The 11035-nt window shown below is 38.0% G+C and carries 11 protein-coding genes; 6 read left to right on the top strand and 5 right to left on the bottom strand.

What is annotated here, in order from left to right; genetic code table 11:
• Positions 1–1089, top strand: a 1089-nt coding sequence (locus FFR48_RS20510) for a tetratricopeptide repeat protein (RefSeq protein WP_137668653.1), incomplete at its 5' end; no start/stop codon positions are given.
• A gap of 347 nt (positions 1090–1436) precedes the next feature.
• Here FFR48_RS20510 and FFR48_RS20505 read toward each other — a convergent pair.
• Positions 1437–1976, bottom strand: a complete 540-nt coding sequence (locus FFR48_RS20505) for a nucleotidyltransferase family protein (RefSeq protein ID WP_096571519.1) — start codon at positions 1974–1976, stop codon at positions 1437–1439.
• A gap of 384 nt (positions 1977–2360) precedes the next feature.
• Here FFR48_RS20505 and miaB point away from each other — a divergent pair, with 384 nt between their 5' ends.
• The 3 genes from miaB (at position 2361) to aspS (ending at position 5934) form a co-directional block, all read left to right on the top strand.
• A complete protein-coding gene (miaB, locus tag FFR48_RS20500) occupies positions 2361–3725 on the top strand; it encodes a tRNA (N6-isopentenyl adenosine(37)-C2)-methylthiotransferase MiaB (protein ID WP_137668652.1) in 1365 nt (454 codons plus the stop codon).
• Between the two features lie 48 nt (positions 3726–3773).
• Entirely contained in the window at positions 3774–4022 is a 249-nt protein-coding gene (locus FFR48_RS20495) for a ssr2422 family thylakoid membrane protein (protein ID WP_503827314.1), read from the top strand.
• A 118-nt stretch (positions 4023–4140) separates the two neighbouring features.
• A complete protein-coding gene (aspS, locus tag FFR48_RS20490; RefSeq protein WP_137668650.1) occupies positions 4141–5934 on the top strand; it encodes an aspartate--tRNA ligase in 1794 nt (597 codons plus the stop codon).
• Positions 5935–5982: 48 nt separating this feature from the next.
• Here aspS and FFR48_RS20485 read toward each other — a convergent pair whose 3' ends face one another.
• The 3 genes from FFR48_RS20485 to FFR48_RS30205 all read right to left on the bottom strand — a co-directional run bounded on the left by FFR48_RS20485 (position 5983) and on the right by FFR48_RS30205 (position 7614).
• Complete coding sequence (locus FFR48_RS20485) at positions 5983–6603, bottom strand: hypothetical protein (protein WP_137668649.1); 621 nt, start codon at positions 6601–6603, stop codon at positions 5983–5985.
• Positions 6604–6912: 309 nt separating this feature from the next.
• The gene (locus tag FFR48_RS20480) at positions 6913–7362 is read right to left on the bottom strand and encodes a DUF29 domain-containing protein (protein WP_096571529.1); all 450 of its coding nucleotides are present in this window, start codon (positions 7360–7362) and stop codon (positions 6913–6915) included.
• 129 nt (positions 7363–7491) lie between these two features.
• Positions 7492–7614 (bottom strand): hypothetical protein, encoded by a 123-nt coding sequence (locus FFR48_RS30205; protein ID WP_255427180.1) that lies wholly within the window; start codon positions 7612–7614, stop codon positions 7492–7494.
• Positions 7615–7683: 69 nt separating this feature from the next.
• On the opposite strand from FFR48_RS30205, the gene FFR48_RS20475 reads away from it, so the two are divergent.
• Positions 7684–8577, top strand: coding sequence for a restriction endonuclease (locus FFR48_RS20475; RefSeq protein ID WP_236104129.1), 894 nt, complete (start codon positions 7684–7686; stop codon positions 8575–8577).
• Between the two features lie 89 nt (positions 8578–8666).
• Here FFR48_RS20475 and aroA read toward each other — a convergent pair whose 3' ends face one another.
• A complete protein-coding gene (gene aroA, locus FFR48_RS20470; protein WP_137668647.1) occupies positions 8667–10016 on the bottom strand; it encodes a 3-phosphoshikimate 1-carboxyvinyltransferase in 1350 nt (449 codons plus the stop codon).
• A gap of 382 nt (positions 10017–10398) precedes the next feature.
• Between aroA and FFR48_RS20465 the strand changes: the two genes are divergently transcribed.
• Complete coding sequence (locus FFR48_RS20465) at positions 10399–10911, top strand: hypothetical protein (protein WP_096571533.1); 513 nt, start codon at positions 10399–10401, stop codon at positions 10909–10911.
• Positions 10912–11035 lie beyond the last annotated feature (124 nt).

The following is an 11035-nucleotide window of genomic DNA, read 5'->3' as shown; positions in this document are numbered from 1 at the left end:
TTAGAATCTGAATCTATTGAGCAGATTAGGATTTTACCAAATGTAGCGGAAGTGCGTCAACAGCAAATAGTTGAGAATTTAGAAAAATCAGGTGATGAGTTTATTTCTCAGTTTGCTGATATTCAAAGTAATTTTGAACAACAGAAGTTGAGCATTTTAGAGAAGTTAGAACAGTTAGAAAAATTAGAAGCTGAGTTTGTTAAACAACTTGCAGAATTACAGTTAGACGCTCAAACTCGGAAAGAGTCTATTTTACAAGATTTAGCAACTATTCAACCTCAATTTATAGCTGAACCTGAAAATACACAACTAAATATACAAGTACAAGAAACCGCACCCGAAACAATACCCGAAACAATACCAGAAACAATACCAGAACCCACACAAATAGAAGTTTCTGCGGATGACTATATCAAAGAAGCGGAAACGTTGTTTTCAGAAAAACGTTATGAAGATGCTTTAGCAATTTATGAACAAGTCGTTAATATTCAACCTGATAATGCAGAAAATTGGCTAAAGCGCGGTTTAATTCTCAATAGATTAAAACGCTATAAAGATGCGATTTTGTCCTATAATAAAGCTATTAAAATTAACCCTGAATATCATCAAGCTTGGTGTGATATTGGTGTAGCTTGTGGTAATTTAGGTAAACACAAAGAAGCATTCAATTGTTTTGATAAAGCTACTCAGATCAAACCAGATGATAGTGTGGCTTGGTTAAATCGTGGTTTGTCTTTGGTAGAATTAGAACGTTATGAAGATGCGATCGCTTCTTTTGATCAAGCGTTAAAATTTCAACCCAACTCCCCGAAAATTTGGGATAAACGTGGTTACACCTTGGTAAGATTAGGCAAAGATGACGAAGCAATTACTAATTTCGATAAAGCACTAGAAATTAGACCAGACTATGCAAGTGCTTACTATAATAAAGCTGCTTGTTATGCACTACAAAGAGAAGTTGAATTAGCATTAGAGAATTTGCAAAAAGCAATTGAGCTTAAACCCAGCTACAAGGAAGATGCAGCTACAGATATAGATTTTGATGATATTAATAAAAATCAAACCTTTCAAAAATTAATTCAGAGTTAGTCATGAGAAATTAAAAATACCCCTGCATAGTTTCTACACAAATTAGAAGCTATAAAGGGGTAATTTGAAGTCATTAATGCCTCTTGCAAGGAGAGGGGGATGGAGCAGAGAAATTGAACAATAGGTAAGCTGCAATTGTGCAAGGAAAAGCCTTAACAACAACGTAGTTTCCTTTCACGGAAATCCTATCAATACCTCTTGATTGAAGATATAACTTATTTCTCCCATACCTCATCTATCTAGAGAAATAGTATAAATATACTCCAAGAATGATTGACTAAAGGATAAAATATATGATATTCGGCGTTATTTTTGATTGATTTGAATCTTTAAACAGGATATTCTCACTATACGAATAAACGCAGCCAAGGACACTTTTCCATAAATCCTGATGCTTTATTTTCAGCATTTATATCATTAATATGTGTTGGTGTGGGTCGAATAATGCCATCAAATAAATCATCTAAACCGTAAGGTGTGAAAAATCGCCATTCACCTAAGTCATTCATAGATACACCTACAGCAGTTGCAGTGTGTAACCAATCTTTAATTCCATCTTCTGTACTGTAATATATAGTTCTACCTGTCCGCCATCTACCAAAACTAGCTTGATTTTTAATATCAAATTCATACTGAGGAAATTGTGTAGTGAGAATTGATTTTACTTGTTGTTCCTGTTCTCGTGTTCCCTGTAAATCAAAAAAAGCAATATCAAAATCTTTGATGAATAATTGACATTTTTCACCAAATAGGTTGGACCATACGGTATTGCGTACTGCCCCTCCTGCTAACCACCAGTTGGGTAAGTTGATTTGAGCGATGTGTGGTAGTACATCTGCAATTACGGAATCTAAGAGAATAGTTTTTAATTTTGTAGAATCACTCATGATTTATTTCACAACTTGAAAATACAGATAAAGTCATTTATTGACAAGTATCATAACAAGTATGATACAATGCTTTGGATGACTAAAGTCCAGAAATGACGCAGAAAACGCAGAAATAAATAACGCAGAGTTTTATCAATTGAAAATTGACAATTGTTCCATTCAAGGCTTCCGCCGTGAGCGTCAGCCGATAGCGTAGCGTGGCGTTAGCCATACGGTTTAAAACCTCCCCTTTCAAGGGGAAAAATCAAAAATCCGCTTTTTCCATCCTCTCCCTTCAAGGGATAGGTAATTGTCAATTATTGAAAACCTACAAAGGCTACGGCTTTTGATAAAATGGTGAATAGACTAAAAATACATGATATTAATTAAGCGTAATTTCCCATGACCACTTCTTCCCGTCGTTATCACATTACTACTTTCGGCTGCCAAATGAATAAGGCCGATTCAGAGCGCATGGCTGGCATTCTGGAAGATATGGGCTTTGAATGGTCAGAAGATCCTAATAATGCTAATGTGATTCTTTATAATACTTGCACGATTAGAGATAATGCGGAACAAAAGGTTTATTCTTATTTAGGTAGACAGGCAAAGCGTAAGCATAAAGAACCTGATTTAACTTTGGTGGTTGCTGGTTGTGTGGCACAACAGGAAGGTGAATCTTTACTGCGTCGTGTTCCTGAGTTAGATTTAGTAATGGGACCACAACACGCTAACCGTCTCAAAGATTTGCTAGAGTCGGTTTTTGAGGGTAATCAGGTTGTCGCTACGGAAGAAGTACATATTTTAGAGGATATTACCCAACCAAGGCGAGATAGTAAGGTAACAGCTTGGGTAAATGTGATTTATGGTTGTAATGAGCGTTGTACTTATTGTGTAGTTCCTAATGTGCGGGGTGTGGAACAGTCTCGCACACCAGAAGCTATCCGTGCGGAAATTGAAACTTTAGGAAAACAAGGTTACAAAGAAATTACCCTTTTAGGTCAAAATATTGACGCTTATGGACGGGATTTACCCGGTTCAACTCCCGAAGGTCGTCATTTGCACACTTTGACAGATTTACTTTATTATGTCCATGATGTTCCAGGAATTGAAAGAATTAGATTTGCTACTAGTCATCCCCGGTATTTTACGGAAAGGTTAATTAAAGCCTGTGCGGAATTGCCCAAGGTTTGCGAGCATTTTCACATTCCTTTTCAGTCTGGGGATAATGAAGTGTTGAAAGCAATGTCACGAGGTTATACCCAGGATAAATACCGACGGATTATTGATACAATACGCAAGTATATGCCAGATGCTTCTATTAGTGCGGATGCTATCGTCGGTTTTCCTGGGGAGACTGAAGAACAGTTTGAGAATACTTTGAAATTGGTGGCTGATATTGGTTTTGATCAGTTGAATACTGCTGCATATTCACCCCGTCCGGGTACACCTGCGGCGCTGTGGGATAATCAGTTAAGCGAGGAGGTTAAGAGCGATCGCCTACAAAGATTAAATCATTTAGTGGCGATTAAAGCAGCCGAGCGATCGCAACGTTACTTTGGCAGAGTTGAGGAAGTTCTAGTTGAGGATCAAAACAGCAAAGATCCAACTCAGGTGATGGGAAGAACCGGAGGAAACCGCCTGACTTTCTTTACAGGAGATATCAATGAACTCAAGGGAAAAATAGTCAAGGTGAAAATTACTGAAGTTCGCGCTTTTAGTTTAAGTGGTGAACCTGTAGATGTGCGGGAAGCGGTGATGGTGTGACTGGGGACTGGGGACTGGGGACTGGGGAAAATTTTTATCTCCTGACTCCTGACTCCTGAACTCCTGTCTATTAAACCCATATCAAAATCCTTAACTAAGGAGATCAATAAAATGTCACAAGAAGAGTTGCAAGAAAAAATCTTAAATTCACTCGAAGAATTGAAAGTTGATGTGGCAAAATCAAATGAGAAATTTGAGGTATACAGGCAAGCTACGCAGTCACTGGTTAATCTGGCTTTCGGTTTGATTGCCAGTGCTACGATAATTACGGTCTTTCTTAATCCTGACCTCAACTAACCAGTTTAGCATTTTTGCCGTTTTTTCTTAACCAGAAATGAATACAATGACTGTTAATGCTAGATAATAGGAAAGCCTTAACATTTACTAACAGCCCGGAAAAAAGAACTAAATTACTATGCGAACTCACTATTGCGGCGAACTCCGACAAGAGCATATTGGAGAAACTGTAACATTATACGGTTGGGTGGACCGTCGCCGCGATCATGGGGGTGTGATATTCTTGGATTTACGCGATCGCTCTGGTATTGTGCAAATTGTCAGCGATCCTCAACGCACCCCAGACTCCTACGAACTGGCTAACACCATACGTAATGAATACGTTGTAGAAATTACTGGAAGAGTTACCCAACGCCCCGCAGAATCTTTAAATCCTCGTATTCCTACTGGTGAAATAGAAATTTACGCTGATAAAATTCACATCCTCAACGCTGTGCGTAAACAGCTACCTTTTCAGGTTTCCACCGCAGATACAGAAAATGTGAGGGAAGACTTGCGGTTAAAATATCGTTATTTAGATTTACGACGCGATCGCATGGCGCAAAATATGCAGTTACGTCACCAAGTCGTGAAAGCAATGCGTCGTTATTTAGAAGATAACGAAGGTTTCATAGAAATAGAAACACCCGTACTTACCCGTTCCACCCCCGAAGGTGCGCGTGATTATATTCTTCCCAGTCGCGTTAATGAAGGGGAATGGTTCGCTTTACCCCAGTCACCGCAACTATTCAAGCAAATATTGATGGTATCCGGGATGGATAGATACTATCAAATTGCGAGATGTTTCCGTGATGAAGACTTACGTGCAGACAGACAACCGGAGTTTACCCAGTTAGACATGGAAATGAGTTTCATGTCCCAAGAGGAAATAATAGAACTCAACGAAAAATTAGTTTGTCACATCTTCAAAACCGTCAAAAATATTGACTTACCCCGTCCTTTTCCGCGTCTAACTTATAAAGATGCGATGAATAAATACGGAAGTGATAAACCAGATACCCGCTACGGTTTAGAATTAGTTGATGTTTCCGATGTTTTAAAAGATTCCGGTTTTAAAGTCTTTAATGATGCCATTTCTAAAGGTGGAATTGTGAAAATTCTGCCTATTCCTAACGGTAATGATGCCATTTCAAATGTTCGCATTAAACCAGGTGGAGACATTTTCAAAGAAGCAGCAGAAGCAGGAGCTAAAGGTTTAGCTTATATTCGCGTGCGGGAAAATGGAGAAATTGACACCATTGGCGCGATTAAAGATAATTTGACACCGGAACAAAAGCAGGAAATTTTAACTAGAACTGGTGCAAAAGACGGTCATTTATTATTATTTGCTGCTGCTGATACAGGAACAGTAAATAAAACATTGGATCGGTTGCGTCAGTTTGTGGCTAGGGAATTTAATTTAATTCCTGAAGGGAAAAATAACTTTCTGTGGATTACAGATTTCCCGATGTTTGAATGGAATGCAGATGAGAAAAGATTAGAAGCATTACATCACCCATTTACCGCACCCTATCCCGATGATTTGCATGATTTGAAAACCGCCCGCGCTCAAGCTTACGACTTGGTTTTAAATGGTTTTGAAGTGGGTGGTGGCAGTCTGCGAATTTATCAAAGAGAAGTGCAATCTCAGGTGTTTGAAACTATTGGTTTATCTACTGAGGAAGCACAAAATAAATTCGGCTTTTTGTTAGAAGCTTTTGAATATGGTACACCTCCTCACGGTGGTATTGCCTATGGTTTAGATCGCTTGGTAATGTTGTTAGCTGGAGAAGAATCAATTCGTGATGTAATTGCTTTTCCGAAGACGCAACAAGCACGCTGTTTGTTAACAGATGCACCTGCTGGTGTGGATGGTAAACAGTTGAAAGAACTTCATGTTGCTTCCACTGTGAAACCGAAGGTGAAAGAGTAAAGTTTAAGATCCCCGACTTCTGTTAATAAAATTAAGAAGTCGGGGATCTTATGCTAAAATCCCTACTAAAATTTTCATTAATATTTCTAAGTCGGTGGGAACTCGATATAACATTAAGTCTTGAGTTATGATTCTAGTATCACGTTGAAAACTGCCAAATTGCCATATATCCCCTGTAGTGACTGCACCATATAATATTGGTTCATCTGTTGATATCCATTCATTTACTGCAATTAATTCTACTGCAAGTTGAGTAAAACCCCTTGTTAAATCTGCTTGTTTTGCTTCTACCACTAATATTTGATGTTGAGTTTGCAGGTAATAATCTAAGTCACCTCGCAAAAATTGATTTATTTCTATGGGATATTCTATATTAATTGTTGCTTGGGTAATGTGGGCAATTTCTAATAAAATAGGAGCAATTAATACTTCTCTGCGTGCAGCTTCGCTAGTTAAACTGACTCTTTGAATTGCTTCTTCTAATCTTTCTTTTAAGTCATTTAGTCTAGTAATTTGATTGTTAGTGGTTGGGAAATTAATATTACTTTTGATTAAGGTTGATCCTAGTTCTTGTAAAATGTCCGCAGGTGCAAATCTTAAATCAAAGTATTTACGAAATGTGTAGGTTTCAGTAGGTTTGAGAATTTGCGGACGATGGGGGGTATTCATAAGATTGTAAGTTATATTGTAATTGTAGATTTTTATTGTCTATATTATAGATTTTATTTCACGCAGAGGCGCAGAGACGCAGAGAAGAGAGAAAGAGTGTAATAGACCTCTCCGAAAAAGATGTAGGGACAATTCATGAATTGTCCCTACGAATGGGTTTCAGGTTACGCTTATGTAATTTTCGGAGATGTCTATTGAGATATTGAAGGTGCGATTTTTTGGGATGAAGGAGATGGATCGCTGTTTGGTGAGGTGGAGAGATGGGTTAGTGGTAGCTTACCGTAAGTATCGCTAACTACTTCAAAATATTTAACTCCAAAAAATGTCATTTAATAATGTGTCAATATCACAATCAAACTGCCATAAATCAGGAAACTCATACTGTGGATAATCTTCTCGGATTTCCTTGAGTACATCTTGCCAGATTTCGTCAAAAATTTCAGGCAAATAATTTTTAAGACTAGGTGACTTTGCTAAACGTCGTTTAATTTGTTTACGTTGTTCTCTAATAGTTCTTTCCCAACCATTGTAATCATTTACTAAAGGAACATATAATCGTTTCAAAATATGCGATAATAATACATCCAAACGACTTTCTAATTCATCCCGATAAGATCGCCCCAAATCCTCAATCTCCTCTATCAAATTCTCAACATCCACATTTTCAAAGTCCCTAGCTTTTAATTTAGCTATAGTCTCTTGAGTCCAATGTAAATAATCAGATTCATATAAGGATTTTTTAGCAATTACTTGAGTCATTGATTTGTAGCTCCTGCAATAAATCCATTATTATATTAACATTATTGCTGATCACATAGCTATGGGTAGGGGTTTAGCAATGCTAAACCCCTATAGGATTATTGTAGTGGGATTTTAATATTATTCCCTTTACCGACAAACTTCTACCAAAGTGCTGGTAAAATTAGGATAAGAAATAGCAGCCGCTTCTGCACGGTGAATAGTCGTAGTACCACTAGCATTAAGAGCAGCGATCGCTAGAGAAGAGCGCAAGAGTGTGGTATAAAAATTATAGTAGATTTATTATAAACAACAATGTCTATTCCTGATTTTCAATCTGTTATGCTTCCTTTACTCCAATATGCTGGTGATGGAAAGGAACATTCTTTAAGAGATGCTATTACATTTTTAGCTGATGTTTTTAATTTGAGTGATGAGGAACGAAAGGAATTATTATCTAGTGGACAACAAGCGGTTTTTGATAATAGGGTAGGATGGGCGAGAACTCATTTAAAAAAAGCGGGTTTATTAGAGTCTCCCAAAAGAGGATTTTTCCAAATTACTAACAGGGGAAAAGAAATTTTAAAGCAAAATAACCCTGAAATTAATGTCAAGTTTCTTAATCAATTTCCCGAATTTATAGAATTTAAAACTATTAAAAAAGATAATGATAAATCAGTGTCAGAAATTATGGAAGATTCAGAAATTTTGGAAACTACACCCCAAGAATCCATAGAGTTTGGTTATCAAAAAATTAGAAAAGAATTAGAGTTAGAATTATTGAACCGTGTCAAAAGTTGTTCACCTGATTTTTTTGAAAGATTGGTAGTTGATTTACTGGTAAAAATGGGTTATGGTGGTTCAAGACGTGATGCAGGGAGAGCAATTGGTAAAGCTGGTGATGGGGGAATTGATGGAATAATTAAAGAAGATAAATTAGGTTTAGATATTGTTTACATTCAAGCTAAAAGATGGGATAATACAGTTGTTGGTAGACCGGAAATTCAAAAATTTGTCGGTGCTTTACATGGACAAAGAGCGAGAAAAGGTGTTTTTATCACCACTTCTAAATTTTCTCAAGATGCTAGAGAATATGTATCTATAATAGATAGTAAGATTGTTTTAATAGATGGACAAGAATTAGCTCAATTAATGATTGATAATCATGTCGGTGTATCAACTGTCTCTATTTACGAGATTAAAAAAATAGATTCAGACTATTTTACAGACGAGTAATCAAAAACCTCAATCTTCCTCTTTGCTCCTTTGCGTCTTTGCGTGAGATATATAAAAAACAGGGGAAAATTGAAAATCCCCTGTCACCTTTACCGACAAACTTCCTTTAAAGTGCTGGTAAAATTAGGATAAGAAATAGCCGCAGCTTCAGCACGGTGAATAGTAGTAGTTCCACTAGCATTTAAAGCAGCGATCGCTAAACTCATACCTATGCGATGATCTGTATGGCTGTCTACTTCCGCACCCACCAAAGCAGTACCACCAGTAATTTCCATCCCATCGGGTAATTCTGTCACTTTTGCACCCATTTTATTGAGTTGTTGCGCCATTACGGTAATGCGATCGCTCTCTTTAACTCGCAACTCTGCCGCATCTCTAATAATAGTTGTCCCTTGGGCAAACGTCGCAGCTACCGCTAAAATGGGAATTTCGTCAATTAATCTCGGTATAATCTCCCCAGCAATGGTACAGCTTTTTAACTGACTAGAACGCACCCGCACATCTGCAACCGGTTCTCCTGCAACTTCCCGCTGATTTTCTAGCTGGATATCTGCACCCATCATAGCCAAAGCTTCTAAAATTCCCGTGCGGGTGGGGTTAACACCGACATTTTCCACCACCAACTCAGAACCGGGAACAATAGAACCCGCAACTAGCCAAAAAGCCGCAGAACTAATATCACCAGGAACAATCACTTTTTGCCCGTATAATTTCGCATTTCCCGTCACGGTAACGCTGTTAGTTTCCGGGTCTATACTTAATTCTGCCCCAAAAGCTTTTAACATCCGTTCACTGTGATCCCTTGATAAAGCGGGTTCGGTGACTGTTGTTTTCCCTTCTGTGTTTAAACCTGCAAGTAAAATACAAGACTTGACTTGCGCTGAAGCAATGGGTGAATGATAATGAATCGGTTTGAGTGCTTGTCCTTGAACTGCTAAAGGTGCTAAAGTATTACTGTTACGACCCCAAATTTCAGCGGACATTTGTTGTAAAGGTTTAACAACACGGGACATAGGACGCGATCGCAAAGAGTCATCACCTGTCACCGTAAAAAACCGCCCTGGATGGGAAGCTAACAAACCCAACATTAACCGGATAGTTGTACCAGAGTTACCCGCATTTAACACATCCATTGGTTCTTGGAAATTACCTAAACCAATACCTTTAACCCGCACTAACTGGGTATTTAATTCCGAAATTTCCGCACCCAGCGCCTGGAAACAGTGAGCAGTGCTGCGGGGATCTTCACCTAAAAGCAGTCCTTGAATTTCCGTTTCCCCTTCAGCGATCGCACCTAACATCAAAGCCCGATGGGAAATAGATTTATCCCCAGGAATACTGATACGACCTTGTAGAGACAGTCCAGAGGGAGGACGCTGAATAATTAAGTTTTGAGAAGCGTTTTCTTGAGTTTGTAATGTTATAATAGCAGCCAACATTAGGATACACTAGCTTTTGAATAGACCGGAAATTTTGCAGTGACATCTAATGCAGCCACTGGTTAATTCCTTCCTAGTATCCTACCGCTTTTTATTGTCCGCAACCCAATCCAATCAGCCCTAGTTTAGACTAGCATTTTTTTCAATCTTGATAAAAATATTCACAACCTTGATCCACAGACTGATTCTAGCCAGAAAAAACATTGTTTTCGGGTTTTAGCTTTCAATCCTAGCCGTTTGCATCTTGATTTGTGTAGATTAACAAATTAGTAGATTCGGTTAATATGAATCAGGTTTTACTATTTAGTTGTTTAAACTAACTTTTTAAAACACCTAGTGTTGGTTTGATTTTATTCAACTGCTTCTATCACTTATCGTTCCCATGCTCACTCATCACCGCAAACCTATTTGTTTATCAATTATTTCCACTGACTTACCAGTTTGGTCTGTAGTGGAAACTTCTGGAACATTATATCAAAAAGATACTGACAGATTTCACTTACTATTGACTGCACCACCTTTAATCAGTTGTGAAGTAGGAAATTTAAGCAGTCGAGAAAATCCTGTTCCTCAAACTAAAAAAAATGTTGAAATCCCCACAAGTCCCAGAATTTTGTGGTTGGAAATTTCACCCTACCGAATCATTATGACTATGCAAGGTAACACTCAAGTAAGTTACCGACATTTCTGGGAACAGGGCGTTTATGGCATTAGTCGTTATTGGTTGCCTAATGAATCTTTGCAACCACACAAGCCTATTTGTTTACGTAACTTTACTAATAGCTTAGATCTTACCGGACAAAAATTACCAGAACATCTGCGACTTGACTATGAATTGTGGTCAGAAAAGGTACAACTAGGACGCTATATACTGAATTTGGAAATTGATAACTAATTAGGGGTTGCTGAGAAAGTCTTTCCGTGAGGGCATAGGAGTCAGGAGTCAGGAGTCAGGAGTCAGGAGGAGATTTGAAAATTTCTTTGCCATCTCTTGAAATCCCAAAAAATGCACACTTTTT

Source organism: Sphaerospermopsis reniformis, from assembly GCF_005402885.1.
Classification (GTDB): Bacteria; Cyanobacteriota; Cyanobacteriia; order Cyanobacteriales; family Nostocaceae; genus Sphaerospermopsis; species Sphaerospermopsis kisseleviana.
This window is presented reverse-complemented; position numbering and strand designations above follow the sequence as displayed.

Excerpts from the sequence above, each read along its gene's own strand:
- FFR48_RS20505 (WP_096571519.1), bottom strand. The coding sequence starts at position 1,976 with ATGAGTGATTCTACAAAATTAAAAACTATTCTCTTAGATTCCGTAATT.
- miaB (WP_137668652.1), top strand. The coding sequence starts at position 2,361 with ATGACCACTTCTTCCCGTCGTTATCACATTACTACTTTCGGCTGCCAA.
- aspS (WP_137668650.1), top strand. The coding sequence starts at position 4,141 with ATGCGAACTCACTATTGCGGCGAACTCCGACAAGAGCATATTGGAGAA.
- FFR48_RS20485 (WP_137668649.1), bottom strand. The coding sequence starts at position 6,603 with ATGAATACCCCCCATCGTCCGCAAATTCTCAAACCTACTGAAACCTAC.
- FFR48_RS20480 (WP_096571529.1), bottom strand. The coding sequence starts at position 7,362 with ATGACTCAAGTAATTGCTAAAAAATCCTTATATGAATCTGATTATTTA.
- FFR48_RS20475 (WP_236104129.1), top strand. The coding sequence starts at position 7,684 with ATGCTTCCTTTACTCCAATATGCTGGTGATGGAAAGGAACATTCTTTA.
- aroA (WP_137668647.1), bottom strand. The coding sequence starts at position 10,016 with ATGTTGGCTGCTATTATAACATTACAAACTCAAGAAAACGCTTCTCAA.
- FFR48_RS20465 (WP_096571533.1), top strand. The coding sequence starts at position 10,399 with ATGCTCACTCATCACCGCAAACCTATTTGTTTATCAATTATTTCCACT.